Genomic DNA, 21,834 nt, shown 5'->3' with positions numbered 1-21,834 from the left:
CTATGATAAAGGCTGCCGAGCTACCGGCAGCCTTTGCGTGCATTATCTTGCCAGCCAACCGCCATCGACCGCCAGCACATGTCCATTCACATAATCGGATGCCGGCGCCGAAAGGAATACGGCGGCTCCGGCAATGTCATCCGGCTGACCCCAGCGCTCGGCCGGAATCCGTTTTAAGATTTCGGCATTGCGGTTTTGGTCCTCGCGGATCTGCTTTGTATTGTTCGTTGCGATATAGCCCGGCGCAATTGCATTGACCTGGACATTGTGCGCCGCCCATTCATTGGCAAAAGACTTCGTCAATCCGGCTACTGCATGCTTGCTTGCCGTATATGCAGGGACGAGAATGCCTCCTTGAAATGAAAGAAGCGAGGCAATATTGATGATTTTCCCCTGCTTTCGCTCAATCATCTGCCGGCCGACAGCCTGCGTCAGCAAAAATAAGCTGTTCAAATTGACATTGATCACCGCTTCCCAGTTCTCCCGGGAAAAATCAGCCGCTTTTTCTCTGCGGATCGTCCCGGCATTATTGACGAGAATATCAATTTGATGACGGTCAAGCACCTCTTTTGCAAAGGCTTCAACCTCGTCAAGACTGCCCATATCAAGCTGATAAGACGTAAACGTTCTACCGGTTTCTTCGATCAGCCGCTTTGTTTCATCAAGCCCGCTCGTATGTGAAGTGCCGATGATATCCGCTCCCGCTTTTGCCAGCGCTTCGGCAATTCCTTTGCCGATTCCAGTTCCCGGGCCTGTGACAAGCGCGGTTTTGCCTTCAAGTGAAAAATACGATTCAAGATATCCCATCTCACGTTCACGCCCTTACCGTATGACATTCATCGGGACAGCATCCATGTCCTTAAATGTGTAGTTTTCTCCGGCCATCGCCCATATAAAGCAGTAGTTGGATGTGCCGGAGCCCGAGTGGACAGACCACGCGGGTGAAATGACTGCCTGTTCGTTGCCGACGACGAGATGCCTTGTCTCCGTCGGTTCGCCCATGAAATGAAACACCTTTGCATCTTCAGCAAGGTCAAGATACAGATAAGCTTCCATCCGCCGGTCATGAACATGCGCCGGCATCGTGTTCCATGTGTTATTGGGTTCAAGAAATGTAATGCCCATCATCAGCTGGCAGCTTTGAATGCCGTCTGCATGAATCACTTTGTATAGATTGCGGACATTTGAAGAGGCTTCTTCTCCTAAATGATCGTATGGAAGCTCTGAAAGCGAAGCTTTTTGCACCGGATACTTTTGGTGTGCGGTCGCTGAGATGAAATAAAATTTGGCTCCGCCTTCATTCAAGCTTGAGAAAGAAACGTCTTTATTTCCCAGGCCGATATACAGAAAATCTTTGTGCTCCAGTACGTATTCTTCATCACCAACTTTGACCGCACCGGGTTTCCCGACATTTACAATTCCGATTTCGCGCCGTTCCAGAAAATAGTCCGTTTTTAAAAAATCGCCGGCATCGAGCGCAATGGATTCCTTCACTGGAACGGCCCCGCCGATCACGACTCTGTCTTCATGCGAATAAACCATGTTCAGTTTGTTTTCAACAAACAATGACTCTATTAAAAAATGCTCGCGAAGCTCTGCGGTTGTGAATCGTTTCGCTTGTTCAGGATGAACAGAATAACGATTTTCCATACCTTCTCCTCCTTGAATTGGACGTTTTTAGACTGACTTGAATGAAGGGACCAAAGTTTTTGGTAACGGTTTCAAACATGAATTGTAAAGTAAATAATGGAAATCGTCAACAGTCTTTTCACTTTTTTCTGAATATTGTCAAGGTCAATCTTGAAATATTAAAAAAGACTCTTCCAAATTTTAAATGATGTGATATGCTGATGGTATAAAGTTTTTGAAATCGGTTTCAAATCATAAGGTCATAGGAGTACTTGAATGAGGGATAAGCAAACAGCGAAAGTAACCATCAACGAAGTAGCCGCACATGCAGGTGTATCAAAATCAACGGTTTCCCGTTATATCAACGGGAAGATTGATGCCATCTCACCGAAAAAGGTGAAAAGCATCAAAAAAGCGATCGAGGAGCTTAATTACCGCCCCAGTCAGATGGCACAGGGGCTGAAGGTGAAAAAAAGCAAGGTTATCGGATTTTTGGTCGCCGATATTACAAACCCGTTTTCAGTCGCCACCTTGAGAGGGGTGGAAGAGGTTTGCGATCAGTACGGGTACAGCATCATGGTCTGCAACACGGACAACAGTCCTGAAAAAGAACGGGAGATGCTGCACAAGCTGAACGCGCATTACATTGAAGGGCTGATTATTAATACGACGGGAAGAAATAACGATGTGCTCATGGATTTAATCAGCCAGGATGTGTCGATTGTGCTCGTTGACCGGAAAGTGCCCGGGCTCAAAATCGATGCAGTTACAACGAACAACCGAGAAGTGACAAGTCAAATCGTCAATCTCATGTATGACAAAGGCTATGCCCAGGTCGGTCTGTTTACCGAGCCGATTAAAGGGATCAGTCCAAGGGAGGAAAGGGTTTCCGCCTATACAGAAATCGCGCTTAAACGCAATGCCGGCGGCAATCCCCTTGTATATGAGGCAGATGTCAAAGACAAAGAATCTCTTTTACATTCCGTCAAAAGCTTTTTAGAAATGAAAGAAGGGAAAAAAGCCATTCTTGGAAACAACGGGCTTCTGATGCTGAAAATCATCAGCTGCCTTTATGAGCTTGGCATTTCGATTCCGGAAGACGTCGGAATTGCCGGATTTGATGATACGGAATGGTATAAATTGATCGGTCCGGGCATTACCACCATCGCCCAGCCGTCGCATGAAATGGGCAGAGCCGCCATGGAGCGGATCATCAAACGGATTGAAGGAGATGAAAGTGCACCGCAGACGATTCAGCTTGAGGCAGAGCTTGTTCTCAGACAGTCGCTGTAGAACTCGTCAAATGGAGACACTCATACACCCGACAATTTAGGGGAGAGTGTTTTTCTGCAATTTTTTCTGAAACCGGTACCATTTCGAAAGGAGAGTGAAATCATGTCGCTTGATGTGATGACATTCGGAGAATCGATGGCTATGTTTTACGCAAATGAAACAGGCGGACTGCATGAGGCTTCTTCGTTTTCCAAGGCTCTTGCCGGAGCGGAAACAAATGTTGCCGTCGGACTGTCGCGCCTGGGCTTTCGAGTCGGCTGGATGAGCAAGGTCGGCGCCGATTCGCTTGGAACTTTTATTTTAAATGAATTGAAAAAAGAAGGCGTCGACATCTCTGAAGTCAAACGCAGTGCAGACCAGCAGACAGGCATCCTGCTCAAGTCAAAGGTTGAAAGCGGGGACCCTGATGTCACGTATTACCGCAGAGGATCAGCCGCAAGCACGATGAGCATTGATGACTACCCGGCAGAGTATTTCAAAGAAGCCAAACATATGCATGTGACAGGCATACCTCCTGCCCTTTCAAGGGAAATGCGGGGCTTCGCCCGCCACGCCGTTCACCAGATGAAAAAAGATGGAAAGACGATTTCGTTTGACCCGAATCTCCGCTTCCAGCTTTGGCCGGACCAGCAGACAATGGTTCACACGATTCATGAGATCGCCGCGCAAGCAGACTGGTTTCTGCCTGGGATCAATGAAGGAAAACTCCTGACAGGCTGCAATTCTCCCGAGGATATCGCTAAATATTATGTGATGCAGGGGGTCAAGGTCATTGTCATCAAGCTTGGAAAAGAGGGGGCTTATTACCGGACACCGGACAAAGAGGGTTATGTGCCGGGTTATCAGGTGGAAAAGGTTGTTGATACCGTTGGCGCTGGTGACGGTTTTGCCGTCGGCATGATCAGCGGTCTATTAGACGGATTGCCGCTTGAAGAAGCAGTTCAGAGGGCAAATGCGATCGGAGCTCTGGCCGTCATGGCTCCGGGTGATATGGACGGTCTGCCGTCAAGGGATCAATTGAAAGCTTTTATGGCCGCAGAGGCAAACAACCAAAAAACAGGAGGTTGACCGTAATGGAAATGTCTATGATCGGAAAAGTGCAGGAGCAGCTGGCCGAGGCCGGGCTGATCGCGGTCGTCCGCGCAGGCGATAAGGAAGCTGCTGAGGAAAGCATTCACAGATTGATCGACAAAGGAATTACTGCGATTGAAATCACATATACGACGCCGGGAGCGTCTGAGCTGATTGAAAAATTTGCAGGAAAAGACGGCCTCCTTGTCGGAGCCGGAACGGTGGTTGAAAGCGAACAGGCGAGGGAAGCCGCGGCAGCGGGGGCAAAATTCATCGTCAGTCCGGGTTTTTCGGAAAAATTGGCTGAGGAAGCCGCCTCATTGCATACATTTTTTATTCCCGGCGTATTAACACCGAGCGAAATTATGGAAGCGGTCTCAAAGGGTTTTCGGGTTCTTAAGCTGTTTCCAGGGGGGACTTCCGGGATTCCTTACATGAAAAACCTCGCGGGCCCCTTTCCGAAGGTTCGTTTCATACCAACCGGGGGGATCCATCCGGGCGATGTGGAGAAATGGCTCGATGCCGGAGCATTGGCAGTTGGAGTGGGAAGCCAGCTGAACAAAGTGTCAGAAGCGGATATCCAGCGTATCTTTCAGCGTCGGATTCGGCAGAATTAAAGCGTGCGCAGCGTGAAAAGACTTCAGATTTTGCAAGATCGACAGCTTTGTTTTTTCATTAATTTCTAGAATGGGAGAAAAAATGATGAAAATTAAAGCAACGATTGAACGTGTGCCGGGCGGCATGATGATCATTCCGCTCTTTCTGGGCGCAACGCTGAATACGTTTGCTCCGGGAACCGCGGAGTTTTTCGGCGGATTTACAGGCGCCCTGATTACCGGAACGCTGCCGATTTTAGGAGTATTTATCTTTTGCGTTGGTGCAACAATAGATTTTCGTTCTTCAGGATATATTGCGAGGAAGGGACTGACACTTCTGATCGGCAAAGTCGGCATTGCCGCATTATTGGGTTTGATCGCAGCGCAGTTCATTCCAGATGAAGGCATTCAAAGCGGGTTTTTTGCCGGACTGTCAGTGCTTGCTATTGTAGCCGTTATGAATGAAACGAACGGCGGTCTGTATTTGGCGTTAATGAACCACATGGGAAGAAAGGAAGACGCCGGTGCTTTCGCCTTTATCAGCACGGAATCGGGCCCGTTTATGACGATGGTCACTTTCGGTGTGACAGGGCTCGCAGCATTTCCCTGGGAGACGCTGGCTGCAACCGTCATCCCGTTTTTACTCGGCTGTATTCTCGGAAACCTTGACCCTGAATTGCGCGATTTGTTCGGAAAAGTCGTACCGGCGATCATTCCGTTCTTCGCATTTTCACTGGGAAACACGCTCGATTTTAAAATGTTAATCCAATCCGGCTTTTTAGGTATTGTTGTCGGCGTATCAGTCGTCGTTCTCTCGGGTGCTTCTCTATACCTGCTGGACCGCTTTGTCGCAAGAGGAGACGGCGTTGCGGGCGTCGCGGCATCGTCAACGGCCGGGGCTGCGGTAGCCGTGCCGTATGCGCTTGCCGATGCAAACCCCGTGTTTGCGCCGGTGGCTGATTCAGCGACCGCGATCATCGCGACAAGCGTCATTGTCACCTCGCTTCTGACGCCGCTTGCAACCGTCTGGATCGAAAAACGGACAAAACAAAGAAAACCTCCGAAACAAATGACGATCGATTACAAGTCATTTCGCCGCTGACGCACCGGGACATTTTGTCCGGGGCGTTTTTTTATGACCGTTTTGAAATAACGTCACCAAATTGCTAAATTTAACGGGTATCATTTGTGCTAATATCAATATATAGTGTCCTGTGGAAGTTCGGACACTATATATGCTACTTTTTAGGAGAGATTAGGATGACAACAGGCTTTAAAGAACAGGGATTATTGCAATTGACAGAAACATTTCATGATATCGTCGGGTATGGAGATCACGATATTATGCAGGAAAATGCCAACGTAGACGGCCGCTCTCCGATGGGGCAAATGAGCCGGTTTGCATCCGAGAGTTCCAGACATTATGCGCTCCAGTACTTAATGTCGCCGGAAATCAAGAAAGCAGTCGATGACAACTTGATATATCCGCACGATTTAGACTATATGCCGAGCGGGACAACGACTTGCTGCCAGATCCCTTTGGGCCGGCTGTTAAAAGGCGGATTCCATACAGGCCACGGCTCTCTCAGGGAACCGAAGGACATTATGAGCGCATTGTCACTCGCATCCATCATTTTTCAATCGAATCAAAATATGCAGCACGGCGGCCAGTCATTTCCGATGTTCGATTACGACCTGGCGCCTTACGTCCGAAAAACGTACGAAAAGCATCTGGTGAAAATCAAACAATACCCGACAACTTTGACAGAAGAAGAGATAAGGGAAAGAGCGTGGGAAGAAACGGACAACACAACTTACCAAGCGTGCGAAGCCTTTATACATAATGCCAACAGCATGCATTCGCGGGGCGGCGGACAGGTTCCGTTTGTTTCAATTAATTACGGCACGGATACGTCAAGGGAAGGCCGCCTTTTGATCAAAAATATTCTGAAGGCGACAAAAGCAGGTCTCGGCAAGGGGGAGACGCCGATTTTTCCGATTCAGATCTTCAAAATGAAAGAAGGCGTCAACGTCGATCAAACAGACCCTAACTATGACTTGTACCGGCTTGCATTGGAAACGAGCGCTGAAAGGCTGTTTCCGAACTTCAGCTTTATCGATTCGCCCGTGAATAAACCTTTTTATGACGGAACACCGGAAAGCGAAATCGCTTATATGGGATGCAGAACGCGCGTCATGTCCAATATTCATGGGAAAGAAAACAGCATCGGCAGAGGGAATTTGTCATTCACCTCGATCAACATTGTCAAAATAGCGCTGCTCAGCGAAAATGTTGAACAGTTTTTTGCTTTGCTGAACCGCTACATGGAATTAACGATTCAACAGCTGCTTGAACGGTACGCCTTTCAATGCAAAAAAAGAGCAAAAGACTTTAAGTTCCTGTATTCGCAAGGCATCTGGCATGAAAGCGAGAAGCTTGATCCTGAGGACACGCTCGAGGATGTGCTAAAGCACGGAACATTGAGCATCGGATTTATCGGACTGGCTGAAGCTTTGACTGCATTGACAGGAAAACATCACGGAGAAAGCGAAGAGTCGTTTGAACTCGGCAAAAAAATCGTTCAGTCGATGAGAGATAAGGCCGATGAAGCCACAGAAAAACACAAGCTGAACTTTTCTTTGATCGCCACACCGGCAGAAGGACTTTCAGGGAAATTTGTCAAAAAAGATAAATTGGAGTTCGGTTCGATCCACAATGTCACAGACCGGATCTACTATACGAACTCGTTTCACATCCCTGTTCACTATAAGCTGACTGCGGTTGAAAAGATCAGAAAAGAAGCGCCGTTCCATTTGATGTGCAATGGCGGGCATATCAGCTACATTGAGCTGGACGGAGACCCGAAAAAAAACATTAAAGCGATGGACATGATTGTAACCGCCATGCGCCGGTCAGGCATGGGCTACGCCTCGATCAACCATCCTGTCGACCACTGCAAGGCGTGCGGATTTACCGGAATCATCGATAACGAGTGCCCGCAGTGCAAAAATCGAGATGAGGCTTTGATTGAACGGATCAGACGGATTACGGGATATTTAGTCGGAGATATGTCAAAGTGGAATTCGGCGAAAAGACAAGAAGAAAAGGACAGAGTGAAGCACCTATGAAAGTGATGAATATTATCCATGACAGCATCGTAGACGGAGAAGGACTGAGAACAGTCGTGTTTTTAGCGGGCTGCCCGCATATGTGTGAAGGCTGCCATAATAAACAAAGCTGGAATATCAATAACGGATTTGATATGAGTGTAGACGAAGTATTTGAGGAAATTATGAAAAACCCGCTTACAAACGTCACCTATTCAGGAGGAGAGCCGCTTTTGCATGCGAGCGAACTGATCGAACTGTCTGAGAGAATTAAGCAGCAATCCGAAAAAGACATCTGGCTTTACAGCGGCTATACGTACGAACAAATCTTGAAAAATGAAAAGCACAGCGCTTTGCTGGCCTATTGTGATGTCCTGGTAGACGGCCCGTTCGAAATCAAAAAAAGGGACTTGACGCTCCTTTACAGAGGAAGCTCAAATCAGCGCATTATCGAGCTGGCATAATCTGAAACAGAAGCCTCCGGGGCTTCTGTTTCAGCGTGTCGACAAACCCTCGCATTCGTTGTCAGGCCTGCGCGTCGGTGCTCACGATTTCCAACATTCGCTCCGCTCCGATGCTCGGCCTTCCTAGACTGCAAGGGTTTTCAATCACGCTGAAAGGATGACAAAATCCCAAAACAAAAAGCCGTTTTGGGATTTTGTCAACAATCTAAAACAGAAGCCTCTGGGGCTTCTGTTTTTCCTTTCCGGCATTGACTTCTATCGAGATAACGTCATAATAAATATGAAAAGGTTTATATTTTATCATACATGTCTATCAATAAAAGAAAGCGTTTTATTTACATAAGATAATCGTGAATTAAGGGAGGAGATGGCTTCATGACTCAATCACCGATATTTCTGCAGCCTGAGTTTAAAGAGAGGATCTGGGGGGGAGCGGCTTTGCGCGAGACATTCGGCTATGACATTCCCTCTGATTTGACAGGTGAATGCTGGGCCATTTCCGCCCATCCAAACGGGCCGAACATCGTTGCTTCGGGTCCTTACAAAGGAAAAACGCTTGCCGAGCTTTGGGACGAGCACCGCGAATTGTTCGGCGGTGCAGAGGGAGACCGTTTCCCGCTGTTAACGAAAATACTTGATGCCAATCAAGACCTTTCCGTTCAAGTCCACCCCGATGACTACTATGCGGGCGAACACGAAAACGGGGAACTCGGTAAGACGGAATGCTGGTATATCATCGATTGCAAAGAAGGTGCCGAGATCGTTTACGGCCATACGGCGAGAACGCGGACAGAGCTGGTCACCATGATCAACAGCGGTGATTGGGACAACTTGTTAAGGCGGATCAAAATCAAGCCGGGCGATTTTTATTATGTGCCAAGCGGCACGATTCATGCTCTTTGCGAAGGGACGGTCGTTTTGGAGACACAGCAGAGCTCTGATACGACGTACAGGGTATACGATTATGACCGGGCCGATCAAAATGGAGAAAAGCGCGAGCTTCACCTGACACAGGCGATCAATGTCACAACAGTACCGCACGTTGACAGCTATGTTGACGAATCGACAGAAACTCAAAAAGGGATTACCATTAAGACTTTTGTAGAAGCCGAATACTTCTCCGTATACAAATGGGAGATCGACGGTGCCGTTGAGCTGACCCAGGATGCCCCTTTCCTGTTATGCAGTGTGATTGAAGGAGAAGGAAAGCTCACTCAGGGCGGAGAATTATTTCCGATCAGCAAAGGAGCAAATTTTATCCTGCCGGCGGAAACGAATGACTTTACGATAGAAGGAACATGCGAATTAATCGTGTCTCACATATAAAAAGCTTAACGGTCTTCAAAAGAAGGCCGTTAAGCTTTTTTATTGTGAAAAAATAGTCCGGCTCGCCGATAAAAAGAGAAAGCAAGTTTTTGAAATTAGGAGGCTTATAGTCGAGGGGAGTAGAGAATGTGAAAAACATTAGAAAAACCGTTATTTTTGCTGCAATCATTTTGCTCATACATACGGCCGTCCCGGCAATCCCTGCTTTAGCAGCATATACCGATACTTCCGTCTACAAAATCGAAACAACAAAAGAGTTTAATAGCGAAAGCGAGGCGCTCAAAGTAGCCGAACAACTGAAAAAGGAAACGGGATGGAAAGCCGAGGTCAAACCTTCAGGGAAAAACGGCACAACTTACGTTTTGACAACAGGGGGGATAGAAGGGGAGAGCAGAGCAAAAAATCTGCTTTTGCAGTTTGAAAAAGAAACCGGTTTGAAGGCGTCCTATGGTCCGATTGGACAGAAAGAACCGTTTTCCAAAGCGGTATCAAAGGAATTTGCCGGTGAAGCAAAAGCCAAGGAATGGGCGCTCCAATTTGAAAAAGAAACGGGGCTGAAAGCAACATATACACTTGCAGGGAACAGGGAAGCATACGTGAAGGTTGCCACCGGAGGAATCGAAGGCGAAGACAACACGAAAGCCATCCTCGATCGTTTTCAAAAAGCGACCGGCCTCAAAGCGTCGTACGCACCATACGGAGCGGGACAAGCGATCGTCAAGCTTTATTCAGGAGAAATCGCAGATGAGAGCAAAGCGAAAAGCCTGCTTGTCCAATTTGAAAAAGAAACCGCTCTTAAAGGAACGATAGAAACAGTAAAGAAACAACAGCCCAGATATAAAATTGTGACAGGTGCGATACAAGGCGAAACAAACGCAAAAAATCTGCTGAAGCAGTTTGAAAAAGAGCTCAAGGTCAAAGGGGCATATGAAGCCGCCGGTCAGCCGGCGCAGCTTTACAATGTGAAATCGGGATATTTTAATGACGAAAAGACCGCGAAAAATGCCGCCGGCCAAATTAAAAAGAATACCGGTCTCACCTCAAGCACGGAAAAGGTAAAAGGCACGCGTTTCTGGATCGTCAGCATGAAAAGCGTAGACAGCCAAAACCTTAAAAAAGTCGACGCCTTTTTTAAAAAGAAAACGTGGCGTTATACTGCTGCAAAGGCAGGGAGAAAGCAGACATCTTTCAGAATCGTTTCCGTCCCGGTTTCAGATCAAAAGAAAGCAAACGACGGCATCCGGTTTTTTAAAAACAAAAACATTCAGGCTTCCGCCCAAAACGCCGGCGGTACGACCGTCAATCGCTTCCGGATCGCGTCCGGCGAAACAGCCGTCCAAGCGCGAATCAATAAAGGGCTGGAATTCTTCAAGAAAAACGGTGCGGCGGGAACGTCCGGACCGACGGGAAAAAAAGTGTACAGCCATTATCAGCTGACAACGGAGTCCGTATACGAACAGGACAAAGTGACGAAGGCGCTCAATTTCTTTAAAGAAACAGGCATTCACGCAGAGGCCGTCAAGACCGGCCAGTATTACAGCCGGTACAAACTGAGTTCGGAAGCTCTGATCGGCTCGGAGAAATTACAGCATGCGCTTGAATTTTTCAGCAAGCGGAGTATACCGGGCAAGATTGAACAAACGGGTGAGTACGGCTACAGGCAGTACCGGGTGACGACAGGTCAGATTACAAGCAAAGCAGATCTCGACAAGGGACTGAATGTCTTTAAAAAGAACAATATCAGCGCAACTTACCAAACAAAGACGGTCAGCCTGTTTCATATCTCAATCAATGAACTATTTACAGGGAAAGACCGTGCGGATGCTGCCGCCAATCGGATTAAAACGAATTACGGCTGGCCGGTGAATGTCATCAAAGTGAAAAACGGCCCGCAAATCACAACGACTGACTACGGAATCACGCTCAGCCAGATGGTCGACAAACAGATGAAAGTCAGCCCGCAAACGGATGCGCCGGCTTATGTTTCATTAAGCTACATCAATACGGCGAACCAAACCGTTACGGCTGATCTGCTGAATATCAGGTCAAGCCCCCTTGTGACAAGCGGGAACATCATTGGACAGCTGCAAAAAGGGGATAAAGTCAATATCATCTCCCAGGAAAACGGCTGGGCAAAAATCAGAATGAATTGGCGTAATGCCAGCAGAGAAGAAGTCGAAAAATATGTCAACCCGCAAAACTTTACACAAGACAGCTCGGCATACTTCCAATTTTTAAAACTCTCGCAAACGGCCGGCTTGAATGCCGCCGAAGTCAATGCGAAAATCCTTTATAATAAAGGGATTTTGACAGGCAAAGGCCAAGCGTTCATCGACGCGGCAAGAGCATACAGCATCAATGAACTGTACCTCATTTCGCACTCGCTCCTTGAGACGGGCAACGGAACTTCCGAGTTGGCAAAAGGAACGATGTTCAACGGCAAAAAGGTTTACAATATGTACGGCGTCGGGGCTTACGACAGCAATCCGCTTTACTACGGTGCAAAATACGCCTATGAACAAGGGTGGTTCACACCTGAGGCAGCCATTATGGGCGGAGCCAAATTCATCGGTGAAAAATACATTCACCACCCGACTTACAAACAGGATACCCTCTATAAAATGAGATGGTCTCCGAACGCCCTTCACCAATATGCGACAGATGTCGGCTGGGCTTATAAGCAGGTGGGGAGAATGTACAGTCTTTATACATTGCTCGATCAATATACGCTGTACTATGATGTGCCGGTTTATCGGTCATCATCATAAAAAGACCGGCCATGTTCCATTAGGAACCGGCCGGTCTTTTTTCATTTGCCGTCATATGCTCGCTTAAAAAGTTCAACAGGCGCATGCTGGCATCGCCTGTTGAATATTGATGCCATTCTTGTGCAAACCTCTTGATCTCTTCCTTTGTGATGGACATTTCTTTGATTTCTTTCAGCAGCATGTCGCTGTCCATGCAGGCTTTGCCGGGAATCACTGCTTCAAAATCATCGATCAGTCCGCGCTTTTCATTATATTCTGCCATATCATACGTGAAAAACAAAATCGGTTTATTTAACAAAGCGTACTCAAAGGCGACTGACGAATAATCGGAAATCAGAATGTCGCATTCCATCAGCAGATCCTTTAGCGGAACGTCTGATACATCTTTGATCAGCCCTTCATGTTCTTCAAAAGTAACCTGTTCCCGCACGGCCGGATGCAGTTTGACCAAAAGCAGAAATTCTCCCTTCAGTTCCCCGGAGAGCTGCTCCTTAGAGAAAGGGAGGCGAACGGACGTCAAACAATAGTCCCTGTATGTCGGCGCATACAGAATAATCTTTTGGTCCGGACGGTCCGCTGTTTGTCTTCCGGCATGAAAATATTCATCAGTTAACGGAACACCCGTCCGCAAAAAACGGTCATCTTTCACGCCGAATGACCGCTTGAAAATATCCGCCATTTTCTCCGAGCCGACGGCGATGTAATCAAAAGAACGATACACCTTTTTAAACCGCTTGATATCGGCGGCGGATCGATACCGGTTTCCGATATCTTCGAGTCCGAACTTTTTCAAAGCGCCGGACGCATGCCAAATTTGAATGCACGTCGTCTGAGGGCGTTTATTCAATACGCTTGTCAGCAGAAAATAATTATCCGTTAACACGAATTTACACTTAAACATCCGGTATACGGCCTTTATGAGATGAATCGGATTTTTCTCGTTGATCACTTGCGATCGAACGGAAGGATATTCATCTGCAAGGGAAACGGCGTGCCTTGTATAAAGGACTTCCATTTCAAACGGCCTGCTGCTGCTGACATACTCATCCAGCAGCGCGCGCGCATTATCCGGAAAGGAAACGAGCAACAAAGCTCTGTCGCGTGCTTTTATCCTTTTGAAAATAAAGCCGGTCAAAGCGAGACCGGCCGAGTAAATCATAACCAATAAAGAACGTATATTCATTCGTTACCCAGACTCTTTTCTACAAATCGATTTTGGATTGCTCTTTGATCTGCTCCGGATAGTAGTGCCGCTGTTTTTGAACTCTTTCCTCTTTCAAAACGGAAAGGACATATTTCGGGATGTTCAGCATCCGCTTCCACCTCGTCGGATTGGTCAGCAGACGGTACATCCATTCAAGATTCAGCTTGATGAACATTTTCGGTGCTCTTTTCACTTTTCCGCTGAACACGTCGAAGCTCCCGCCGATGCCGATCGCAATCGCTTGAGGAAATAAATGCTTATGTTCATAAATAAACTTTTCCTGATGCGGATATCCGAGAGCCACAAAAACCATGTCGGGCTTGGCTGCCGCGATTTGCTTGGCAACTTTGCCTTTGTCTTTGACATAGCCGTGTGAGTACCCGGCCAGCTCAATTCCGGGATACTCGGTTGAAAGCCGATCGGCAACCGCTTGAATAACCTCTTGTTTGGCCCCGTATAAAAAGACTCTTTTCTTTTTGCGGTCAGCCAGGCTCAAGAGGTTAATAAATACATCGTACCCCGCGATCCTCGATTTTAATCTGCTGTTGATCAGCCTTGACGTTAGGACGATGCCGATTCCGTCCGGCAGGATAAAGTCAGCAGATGAAACTGTTTGATAATAATCCTTGTCTTTTGCAGCCGCGTACCCGATCTCAGGGTTTACCGTTGCGATAAATGCCCCCTCATTGCGGTCGATAAAGGATTCTTCAAGATGATTCAAAAATCCGGGCAAATCCCCGTTAACATATGCAAGATGATGAACCGTTTCCGTTTGCAGCATAGTTTTTTTCCTCCTTCCGGTTAAGAAGTGTAAGTATATACGAAATGTATGAAAGTCGAAGTTTAAGAGACCAGCCCAAAAATTCAGGAGGTCTAACGTATATTTTAGCATAGATCATTCATAAAAGCTTAACAATATCTTTACAATAGATTAAGATTTTTTACGTCTTATTTAGAAAGGGATCGATTTCTTAGGGGAAAATTTGGAATGCCATTTACCGTAAACAATACTTAACGTTTGATAGGCGATGTGCTATAATGAATGATCAGTAAAGACCTGTGAAATGAATGTAACTTATCGATTGTTTTCTACATGTCAATATAGCTTTTCGCCTTAAGATTAGAAAGGAGAGCGCATGACAATGAAGAAAGTCATCACATATGGAACGTTTGATTTATTGCATTGGGGACATATCAAGTTATTGGAACGGGCAAAACAATTGGGGGATTATCTCGTCGTCGCGATTTCGACTGACGAATTCAATCTTCAAAAGCAGAAAAAAGCATATCATAGCTATGAGCACCGCAAGTTCATTCTTGAAACGATCCGCTACGTAGACGAAGTCATCCCGGAAAAAAACTGGGATCAAAAGGTACAAGATGTGATCGACCATGACATCGATGTTTTTGTCATGGGGGATGACTGGGAAGGAAAATTTGATTTCCTGAAGGATTACTGCGAAGTTGTTTACCTTCCGAGAACTGAAGGGATTTCCACGACGAAGATTAAAGAGGAAATCGCGAACCTTTAATGTAAGCTTAGCTTTATAAAAATTCAAAAAGTACTTCTTAAAAAAGATAAGAAGTGCTTTTTGTTTCGTATACGAGTCATTTTAATATAATAAGTATGAACAGCTTTGCTTTTGAATAAAAAAAGAGGAGTAGACTGATCTTATGGATAGTGCAATTCCGATAGAATTTCAGCTGCGGGAAATAAAAATTAACGATGCTTGCCTCTATTTTGCGTTCGAAAGTTCTGCCTCTCTTGAACATGTCGGTGTTTTGGCAGTTAACCGCAATTCGAAAAAAGAGATGCGTGTAACTTGTAACAAAATAAACGATTCAAAGCAGTTAAAAGCAGTGGAGATATCTTTAGATGATCTATCTAATCTGATGATAGACGAAACGCTCATTGATTTTTATGTGATATATGAAAATAATGAAAAAAATCAATGTAAAAAGAGGATTTACACAGCCTCAAAACCAATAGAGCTGTCTTGGCATCGGGATCGAGCCAATCAGTTCATTTATTTGCCATATACGACCCGTAAAGGCCATTTCGCTCTTGATGTTCTACGAAGAAAAGCAGTGGCGGAGGCGGAAGGCATTAAGTTAAGCTCCGAAGGAAAACTAATGATCCAAGGCTATACTTTTCTGCTAGATGCGGAAGAACGTTCGATGATAAAAAGCAGAAGGCTGGTTTTAAAGGAAATTAGTCAAAAAGATGAGGAAAGGGTTTTTGATTTTCCTTTAAAAGACGTTCAGCGCGGTGATTCAGGTCATGCCGTTGGATTCGAGGCGGAAATTGATTTGAAAAAGCTTTATGAAGAGAACAGGATGCCTGCTTTCTTTCAATTTTTTATAGAATACGTAGGTGAAGATGCTGCAACAGGGGAGGAAATCGTTATAAAAAGCAGGGCATTCAGGCTTAGAGATGATATAGACTGTTTTTCAATTATTGACACAAAAAAAGGACCTGCCCGTTTTCACATCTATCCGCAGAAACGAAAAAGGGGCATGCGCCTAAGAATGAACGACTATACGATCAAAACCCGTGCAGTTTATTTTGCTAAAGGAAAAAGCAAAAGGCTGATGTCAGTCATTCGCAGAGACAAGAATAAAGTAAAGAAAAAGATTTCGGGCATTGTGAAGAGAGCCTACTATTTTACTTTTGGACTGGCCGGCAAACTGCCTGTTAAAAAGAAAACCGTCATTTTTGAAAGCTTTGCCGGCAAGCAGTACAGCTGCAATCCGAGAGCCATTTACGAATATATGAAGGAACATCATCCGGAATACAACTTAATATGGAGTGTAAACCCGAGTTATACAGAGATTTTCGAAGAAAAAAACGTTCCTTATATTCACCGATTCACCCTGAAGTGGCTGTTTGCCATGGCAAGAGCGGAGTATTGGGTTGTAAACAGCCGGCTTCCTTTATGGATTCCTAAACCAAAGCACACGACATATGTGCAGACATGGCACGGGACTCCGCTGAAAAGGCTTGCCGTCGATATGGAAGAAGTGCACATGCCGGGTACCAACACTGAGAAGTACAAGCAAAATTTCACTAAAGAAGCATCGAAGTGGGACTATTTAATATCCCCGAATCGTTATTCAACCGAAATCTTTGCCCGCGCTTTTCAATTTAACAAAACAATGATTGAGTCCGGCTACCCGAGGAATGACTTTCTGTATACAGACAACCGCCCAGAAACGATGAAGGCCATAAAGAGAAAAATGAATATTCCCGAGAATAAAAAGGTCATCTTATATGCACCGACATGGCGGGATAATGAATTTTATGCTAAGGGAAAATACAAATTCCAACTTCAAATGGATCTAGACAAGATGCAAGAAAAGTTTGGGAAAGATTCTGTTATTCTGTTGAGAATGCACTATCTAGTAGCTGAAAGCTTTGATTTTGAACAGTATGAAGGTTTTATATACGATGCCTCAATGTATCCCGACATTAGAGAGCTGTATGTCATCAGTGATATTTTAATTACGGATTACTCGTCTGTATTTTTTGACTATGCAAATTTAAGAAGACCTATCATTTTCTATACTTATGATATCGAAAGTTATAGGGACACTTTAAGAGGATTTTATTTTGATCTTGAAAGAGAAGCACCTGGGACATTGGTCTACAATGAATCCGAGCTTATGGAAGAGATCGAAAGGGTACTTAGGAACCCTCAATTACACAAGAATTACGAGTCATTTTATGAAAAATTTTGTTCGTTTGAAGATGGCAAAGCTTCTGAGCGGGTCGTCAAATCTATATTTTAATCTTCATGAAAAAACAGCCTGAGTTTATACTCAAGCTGTTTTTTGTGTGGAGCTAGGACTGACACACATTTTTATAAAAGGGCTGCGGTGCATGATTGTTATATGATTCATAATCAAAGTGCGATATTCAATACCTTCGGTGATATATTTCTTCATAGCTTCAGTAAGTGCTTCTTCGATATTTTCAACAAGCACTCCGATAATATTGGGGCGAAATCCTCGTGCTGCTTGTTTTGGGAATAACCATTTGTGTCGTTTTTTTCCTATTATAACAGGCACGCATTCTCTTAGATATTTGTTTGAATAGCAATAACGAATAAAATTTGTTACAATTAATCGGTGCACGAGGTAACAGCTATTATATTAGGCTAAGGAAGATAAATCATGAAAGCATTACTAAGAGTGTTAAAAGAACAGTTTTTATCGCTGCCTTTAATCATCAGGTTGGCGGCATATGAAACAAAATCAAAATATCAAATGAACTATTTGGGCGTGTTATGGCAGTTTTTGAATCCGCTCATTCAGATGCTGGCTTATTGGTTTGTATTTGGGATCGGAATCAGAAAGAGCAGTGAGGTGGTTACGGGCGTCGGTGAAGTGCCTTTCATCATCTGGATGCTTGCCGGTTTGATCCCTTGGTTTTTTATCAGTCCGACGATTCTTGACGGTTCAAACAGTGTATATAAGCGAATCAACATGGTGGCCAAAATGAATTTTCCAATCAGCTCTCTTCCTTCAGTGGCGATTGCGGCTAACCTGTTCAGCTACTTTGTGATGATAGTGGTTTATGTCATTGGGCTGCTTGGGTTTGGGATTTATCCAAATCTTCACTGGCTTGAATATATTTACTATTTGTTTTGCATGATTGTTTTTATGTTCGCTTTCAGTTTGTTTAATTCAACAATCAGTGTACTGGTCAGAGATTATCAGTTCCTGCTGCAATCGGCGACAAGGCTGATGTTTTTCCTGCTGCCGATTTTTTGGGATATTTCTACGCAGCTGGGGGACAAGCATCCGACAATGTTGAGCGTGATTAAGCTGAATCCGCTTTTTTATATTATCGATGGATTCAGAAATAGTTTTTTCGGCGGAGATTGGTTTTTCGAAGATGTAACTTACACGCTGTATTTCTGGGCTTTGACATTATTGATCTTGACTGTAGGTTCTATCCTGCATATGAAATTCAGAGACAAGTTTGTTGACTTTCTTTAATACGTAAGGAGATTGTACGATGAAACTAAAAGTTTCGTTTCGAAATGTTTCAAAGCAGTATCATTTGTATCAAAAACAATCGGACAAGATTAAAGGATTGTTTTTTCCGGCTAAGGATAATGGTTTTTTTGCTGTGCGGAATGTCTCCTTTGACGTGTATGAGGGAGAGACAATCGGTTTTGTAGGGATAAACGGGTCAGGAAAATCGACCATGTCTAACCTGCTGGCTAAAATTATTCCGCCGACCAGCGGTGAAATTGAAATGAACGGCCAGCCGTCGCTGATTGCGATTGCGGCTGGTTTAAATAATCAATTGACGGGCCGGGACAATGTCCGGCTCAAATGTTTGATGATGGGGTTAACCAATAAAGAAATTGATGAAATGTATGACAGCATCGTGGAATTTGCCGAGATTGGCGATTTTATTAATCAGCCGGTTAAAAACTATTCCAGCGGTATGAAATCACGTCTCGGTTTCGCGATTTCAGTGCATATGGATCCTGATATTTTAATTATTGACGAAGCGCTCTCCGTAGGGGACCAAACGTTTTATCAGAAGTGTTTAGACAGAATGAATGAGTTTAAAAAGCAAGGAAAAACCATTTTCTTTGTCAGTCACTCCATCGGCCAGATTGAAAAGATGTGTGATCGCGTCGCTTGGATGCACTACGGCGAGCTTCGCATGTTTGGTGAAACAAAAACGGTTGTCAAAGAGTACAAAGCGTTTATTGATTGGTTTAATAAGCTGTCGAAAAAAGAAAAAGAAACATATAAAAAAGAGCAAACCGAAGAACGGAAGAAAGAAGATCCTGAAGCGTTTGCCCATTCTCGCAAAAAGAAAAAAAAGCCGAAATCACTGGCTAATGCCATTCAAATTGCTATTTTGTCTATCCTGACGGTTTTTACCGCAGGAACAATGTTCTCTAACACCCCGCTTCGTACCATTGTTTCGTTTGGCGCTATTCCGCAAAACGAAGTGAAGAACCATGATGGCGATGCAAAGGACAAGACAGAGGAACGCTTAACTGAAGTCAATAAGCAGGGGTTTATTGTAGATGAAAAAGTGTCTGTTTATAAGGATCAAGCTTTAAAACAGAAGACTGACATTACTCTTCCATTCGGTACCGAGGTGATGGTAGCTTCAAAAGGCAAAAAAACAGCAAAAATAAAGTTTAACAAGCATTCTTATTTTGTAAAACAGAGCGCTATTGCAATAAATATGAAACATGCTGAATTGCATGCTGCGGCCTTTACGCCTTATGTTCCGCAAACGGGAACTTCTACCTATGAATACTTCCTGGACTTCCTGGGAGACAGCAGAACCAGCATTCAATCGAAATTGAAAGGCTATACTGAAGGTAATACGGCTGACGGCAGAAGGACGCTGGATTATGATAATAAAAAAATCAGCTATGTGCTGGAGAATGATAAAGCATCAGAGCTTGTCTTTTATAACATTTCTCCCATTACTCCGGCGTCATTGTCTTTAAGAGACAGTGATGTACTGTATGACAGCAGCAAGGATCGTTTTCTTGTGAATACAGCTGATCGGGTCTTTGCAGTTGATAACGAAGAGCATACGCTGACCTTGATATCGAAATAAGAAAAGGCTATTGGATGAATGTCCAATAGCCTTTTTGTTTAGATTTCTTCTTTGTTTAGTAGACCTTCCATTTATGGAAGGAGGTGCTCGTGAAGCTCTTTATCCTGCATCGCAAACTCAAGAGTTGTGGTGATAAAGCCAAGCTTTTCACCAACATCATAACGCTTTGCCTTTAGGCGGCTTCTCAACGAAGTTTTTTACCTGATCACGGCGGCGTTCGCTTGTCAGCGTGTCAGTATTGGCGTAGTGGCGTGTTTCTTCTTCTGGCACTTGCTGAACACCGATAATAGAAGAAAGGTTCTTTCATAATTGGCGCAATTCTGGTGTTTCTGTCTGAACAATATCGTCTCTAAAAACAACCGCAAACGGCTCATCACCGATAAAGTTGCGCGCGAACCATACAGCGTGCCCGAGTCCCTTAGGCTCTTTTTGGCGGATATAGTTAATATCATCCAGGCTAGAAAGCTTTTTTCATTTTTCACTTTTTCTAATTTGATTAATGAGTTTCGCTTGTATCGTATTAATTCTACTATAAAAAACATGTGTCATCGTATAGTTGGATTAGAGCCTCTTAGTAACCTGAAAAGATTTTACTCTACCTTACCACCAAGTTTTTAGGAACACATTTTTAACTTTAATATCACAATTCCTTCACGTTTTGACGATGAATTAATATGAGGAAGGCGTACAAAATAAATAACACAGCAGAAAGAAAATCGTTACACTTAAAAACGCAATAAAAGAATCGAATTTTCCGAAATAGAAAACTTGTTATAATAGGTATAGCTAAGATATTAGACCTGAAAAAAAATATATATCAATACAACGGTGATACCAAAAAATACTGAGGATTGACATTTTGAAAGAGCCTTAACTTTTATAGGAACTTATGCTATTATTGTTTATTATTAATGATGCGTAAAAAATATGTCGAAATGATAAACAATCTGTTAGTTGAAAACGGTTAGAAGGTGATGTTATCTAATGAAGAAAGTGATACGTATGGAACATTGATTTATTTCACTACGGATATATGAAGCTGCCGGAGAGAGCAAAAAATCGGGGTGATTACTTTATCGTAAGATCTACAAAGGAATATTGTGAGATCATTTACCTTCCGAGAACAGAAGGCATTTCAACTACCCAAGTCAAAAAAGACATGGCTAGTTTAATGAAGCTCTAACTAAAAGAGGCTTGAAGTAAATTCAGTTGCTTCTTTTTTTCTTGTTTGCGCAAGTATTAATCTTCACTCTTTAAGGAGTTCATGATGGAATTTTTTTATGATAACCAAATGCAGAAGTTTATAAGTTAGGGCTTATTCAGTTCTGATTAAGATTTTTGCTCTTCTTCCGAGAAACAATAAATTGATTTTATTTGAAAGCTATTCTGGAAAACAGTTTCACTGCAACCCTCGAGCAATTTACGAATATATGTATGAAAATAAAGACCAATATGGTCACAAACTGATATGGAGCATTGATAAACGATATCTGTCGGCATTAGACGGCGTTGATGCATATTTGAAAAGTTTTTCTCTTAAATGATTTGGTACTTGCCTACAGCTAAGTATTGAATTACAAACAGCTGACTGCCTCTTATGGATTACACAAGTATTTGCAAACGTGGCACGGCACTCCGCTAAAAAAACTAGCTAATGATATGGATGAAGTGCACATACCCGGAACCACAACTGAAAAGTATAAACAGAATGTTCTGCAGCAAGCCAGCAAATGGGATTATTGAATTTCTCTAATGCATACTCGACTGAAAT

Annotated in this window: 19 protein-coding genes and 2 pseudogenes; 15 read left to right on the top strand and 6 right to left on the bottom strand. The window is 44.2% G+C overall.

Annotated features, from left to right (window positions below; all coding sequences use genetic code 11):
- Positions 1–42: 42 nt before the first annotated feature.
- Entirely contained in the window at positions 43–807 is a 765-nt protein-coding gene (gene kduD / locus CP943_RS19735) for a 2-dehydro-3-deoxy-D-gluconate 5-dehydrogenase KduD (RefSeq protein WP_023857163.1), read from the bottom strand.
- Between the two features lie 15 nt (positions 808–822).
- A complete protein-coding gene (gene kduI, locus CP943_RS19730; RefSeq protein WP_020453163.1) occupies positions 823–1,650 on the bottom strand; it encodes a 5-dehydro-4-deoxy-D-glucuronate isomerase in 828 nt (275 codons plus the stop codon).
- 255 nt (positions 1,651–1,905) lie between these two features.
- On the opposite strand from kduI, the gene CP943_RS19725 reads away from it, so the two are divergent.
- From CP943_RS19725 to CP943_RS19690, 8 genes are all read left to right on the top strand, one after another.
- On the top strand, positions 1,906–2,922 hold the full coding sequence (locus CP943_RS19725) for a LacI family DNA-binding transcriptional regulator (RefSeq protein WP_023857164.1): 1,017 nt from the start codon (positions 1,906–1,908) through the stop codon (positions 2,920–2,922).
- Between the two features lie 102 nt (positions 2,923–3,024).
- Positions 3,025–3,990: a sugar kinase gene (locus CP943_RS19720; protein ID WP_105981261.1), complete on the top strand. Its 966-nt coding sequence runs from the start codon at positions 3,025–3,027 to the stop codon at positions 3,988–3,990.
- 5 nt (positions 3,991–3,995) lie between these two features.
- A complete protein-coding gene (locus CP943_RS19715; RefSeq protein ID WP_020453160.1) occupies positions 3,996–4,610 on the top strand; it encodes a bifunctional 4-hydroxy-2-oxoglutarate aldolase/2-dehydro-3-deoxy-phosphogluconate aldolase in 615 nt (204 codons plus the stop codon).
- 85 nt (positions 4,611–4,695) lie between these two features.
- Positions 4,696–5,691, top strand: a complete 996-nt coding sequence (kdgT, locus tag CP943_RS19710) for a 2-keto-3-deoxygluconate transporter (RefSeq protein ID WP_023857166.1) — start codon at positions 4,696–4,698, stop codon at positions 5,689–5,691.
- A 158-nt stretch (positions 5,692–5,849) separates the two neighbouring features.
- Entirely contained in the window at positions 5,850–7,718 is a 1,869-nt protein-coding gene (locus tag CP943_RS19705; RefSeq protein ID WP_103749400.1) for an anaerobic ribonucleoside triphosphate reductase, read from the top strand.
- Entirely contained in the window at positions 7,715–8,161 is a 447-nt protein-coding gene (nrdG, locus tag CP943_RS19700; RefSeq protein ID WP_075212721.1) for an anaerobic ribonucleoside-triphosphate reductase activating protein, read from the top strand. The genes CP943_RS19705 and nrdG overlap by 4 nt, the downstream gene beginning before the upstream one ends.
- Before the next feature lie 375 nt (positions 8,162–8,536).
- Positions 8,537–9,487: a mannose-6-phosphate isomerase, class I gene (manA, locus tag CP943_RS19695; protein ID WP_039073051.1), complete on the top strand. Its 951-nt coding sequence runs from the start codon at positions 8,537–8,539 to the stop codon at positions 9,485–9,487.
- Between the two features lie 128 nt (positions 9,488–9,615).
- Positions 9,616–12,255 carry an N-acetylglucosaminidase gene (locus tag CP943_RS19690; RefSeq protein WP_105981260.1) on the top strand — a complete coding sequence of 880 codons (2,640 nt, stop codon included), beginning with the start codon at positions 9,616–9,618 and terminating at the stop codon, positions 12,253–12,255.
- Positions 12,256–12,274: 19 nt separating this feature from the next.
- Here CP943_RS19690 and CP943_RS19685 read toward each other — a convergent pair whose 3' ends face one another.
- Both CP943_RS19685 and CP943_RS19680 read right to left on the bottom strand, forming a co-directional pair.
- Positions 12,275–13,438 carry a CDP-glycerol--glycerophosphate glycerophosphotransferase gene (locus tag CP943_RS19685; protein ID WP_026580197.1) on the bottom strand — a complete coding sequence of 388 codons (1,164 nt, stop codon included), beginning with the start codon at positions 13,436–13,438 and terminating at the stop codon, positions 12,275–12,277.
- 19 nt (positions 13,439–13,457) lie between these two features.
- Complete coding sequence (locus CP943_RS19680; RefSeq protein WP_026580196.1) at positions 13,458–14,237, bottom strand: WecB/TagA/CpsF family glycosyltransferase; 780 nt, start codon at positions 14,235–14,237, stop codon at positions 13,458–13,460.
- A 364-nt stretch (positions 14,238–14,601) separates the two neighbouring features.
- Here CP943_RS19680 and tagD point away from each other — a divergent pair, with 364 nt between their 5' ends.
- Both tagD and CP943_RS19670 read left to right on the top strand, forming a co-directional pair.
- On the top strand, positions 14,602–14,991 hold the full coding sequence (gene tagD / locus CP943_RS19675) for a glycerol-3-phosphate cytidylyltransferase (protein ID WP_026580195.1): 390 nt from the start codon (positions 14,602–14,604) through the stop codon (positions 14,989–14,991).
- Between the two features lie 142 nt (positions 14,992–15,133).
- The gene (locus tag CP943_RS19670; RefSeq protein ID WP_026580194.1) at positions 15,134–17,248 is read left to right on the top strand and encodes a CDP-glycerol glycerophosphotransferase family protein; all 2,115 of its coding nucleotides are present in this window, start codon (positions 15,134–15,136) and stop codon (positions 17,246–17,248) included.
- Between the two features lie 30 nt (positions 17,249–17,278).
- On the opposite strand, the gene CP943_RS19665 is transcribed toward CP943_RS19670, so the two are convergent.
- Entirely contained in the window at positions 17,279–17,527 is a 249-nt protein-coding gene (locus CP943_RS19665) for a hypothetical protein (RefSeq protein WP_035337816.1), read from the bottom strand.
- Positions 17,528–17,632: 105 nt separating this feature from the next.
- Here CP943_RS19665 and CP943_RS19660 point away from each other — a divergent pair, with 105 nt between their 5' ends.
- Both CP943_RS19660 and tagH read left to right on the top strand, forming a co-directional pair.
- A complete protein-coding gene (locus CP943_RS19660) occupies positions 17,633–18,460 on the top strand; it encodes an ABC transporter permease (protein ID WP_026580192.1) in 828 nt (275 codons plus the stop codon).
- Positions 18,461–18,479: 19 nt separating this feature from the next.
- A complete protein-coding gene (tagH, locus tag CP943_RS19655) occupies positions 18,480–20,063 on the top strand; it encodes a teichoic acids export ABC transporter ATP-binding subunit TagH (RefSeq protein WP_026580191.1) in 1,584 nt (527 codons plus the stop codon).
- A gap of 71 nt (positions 20,064–20,134) precedes the next feature.
- Here the strand turns inward: tagH and CP943_RS19650 are convergent.
- Positions 20,135–20,534, bottom strand: a pseudogene (locus tag CP943_RS19650) (sugar phosphate nucleotidyltransferase); the annotation flags it as partial.
- Positions 20,535–21,047: 513 nt separating this feature from the next.
- On the opposite strand from CP943_RS19650, the pseudogene CP943_RS22910 reads away from it, so the two are divergent.
- The 3 genes and pseudogenes from CP943_RS22910 to CP943_RS22865 all read left to right on the top strand — a co-directional run bounded on the left by CP943_RS22910 (position 21,048) and on the right by CP943_RS22865 (position 21,806).
- Positions 21,048–21,246, top strand: a pseudogene (locus CP943_RS22910) (hypothetical protein).
- A 181-nt stretch (positions 21,247–21,427) separates the two neighbouring features.
- On the top strand, positions 21,428–21,607 hold the full coding sequence (locus CP943_RS22870) for a CDP-glycerol glycerophosphotransferase family protein (protein ID WP_245117679.1): 180 nt from the start codon (positions 21,428–21,430) through the stop codon (positions 21,605–21,607).
- A 115-nt stretch (positions 21,608–21,722) separates the two neighbouring features.
- Positions 21,723–21,806 carry a hypothetical protein gene (locus CP943_RS22865; protein WP_257007265.1) on the top strand — a complete coding sequence of 28 codons (84 nt, stop codon included), beginning with the start codon at positions 21,723–21,725 and terminating at the stop codon, positions 21,804–21,806.
- The last annotated feature ends 28 nt before the right edge of the window (positions 21,807–21,834 follow it).

It is taken from the genome of Bacillus paralicheniformis (assembly GCF_002993925.1).
In the GTDB taxonomy this organism is placed as follows: Bacteria; Bacillota; Bacilli; order Bacillales; family Bacillaceae; genus Bacillus; species Bacillus paralicheniformis.
This window is presented reverse-complemented; position numbering and strand designations above follow the sequence as displayed.

What these genes read in the sequence shown, in the direction of transcription:
- CP943_RS19685 (WP_026580197.1), bottom strand. Translation starts at nt 13,438, where the DNA reads ATGAATATACGTTCTTTATTGGTTATGATTTACTCGGCCGGTCTCGCT.
- tagD (WP_026580195.1), top strand. Translation starts at nt 14,602, where the DNA reads ATGAAGAAAGTCATCACATATGGAACGTTTGATTTATTGCATTGGGGA.
- CP943_RS19720 (WP_105981261.1), top strand. Translation starts at nt 3,025, where the DNA reads ATGTCGCTTGATGTGATGACATTCGGAGAATCGATGGCTATGTTTTAC.
- CP943_RS19705 (WP_103749400.1), top strand. Translation starts at nt 5,850, where the DNA reads ATGACAACAGGCTTTAAAGAACAGGGATTATTGCAATTGACAGAAACA.
- CP943_RS19715 (WP_020453160.1), top strand. Translation starts at nt 3,996, where the DNA reads ATGGAAATGTCTATGATCGGAAAAGTGCAGGAGCAGCTGGCCGAGGCC.
- nrdG (WP_075212721.1), top strand. Translation starts at nt 7,715, where the DNA reads ATGAAAGTGATGAATATTATCCATGACAGCATCGTAGACGGAGAAGGA.
- kduD (WP_023857163.1), bottom strand. Translation starts at nt 807, where the DNA reads ATGGGATATCTTGAATCGTATTTTTCACTTGAAGGCAAAACCGCGCTT.
- CP943_RS19725 (WP_023857164.1), top strand. Translation starts at nt 1,906, where the DNA reads ATGAGGGATAAGCAAACAGCGAAAGTAACCATCAACGAAGTAGCCGCA.
- manA (WP_039073051.1), top strand. Translation starts at nt 8,537, where the DNA reads ATGACTCAATCACCGATATTTCTGCAGCCTGAGTTTAAAGAGAGGATC.
- kdgT (WP_023857166.1), top strand. Translation starts at nt 4,696, where the DNA reads ATGAAAATTAAAGCAACGATTGAACGTGTGCCGGGCGGCATGATGATC.
- CP943_RS22865 (WP_257007265.1), top strand. Translation starts at nt 21,723, where the DNA reads ATGGATGAAGTGCACATACCCGGAACCACAACTGAAAAGTATAAACAG.
- kduI (WP_020453163.1), bottom strand. Translation starts at nt 1,650, where the DNA reads ATGGAAAATCGTTATTCTGTTCATCCTGAACAAGCGAAACGATTCACA.
- CP943_RS19670 (WP_026580194.1), top strand. Translation starts at nt 15,134, where the DNA reads ATGGATAGTGCAATTCCGATAGAATTTCAGCTGCGGGAAATAAAAATT.
- CP943_RS19660 (WP_026580192.1), top strand. Translation starts at nt 17,633, where the DNA reads ATGAAAGCATTACTAAGAGTGTTAAAAGAACAGTTTTTATCGCTGCCT.
- tagH (WP_026580191.1), top strand. Translation starts at nt 18,480, where the DNA reads ATGAAACTAAAAGTTTCGTTTCGAAATGTTTCAAAGCAGTATCATTTG.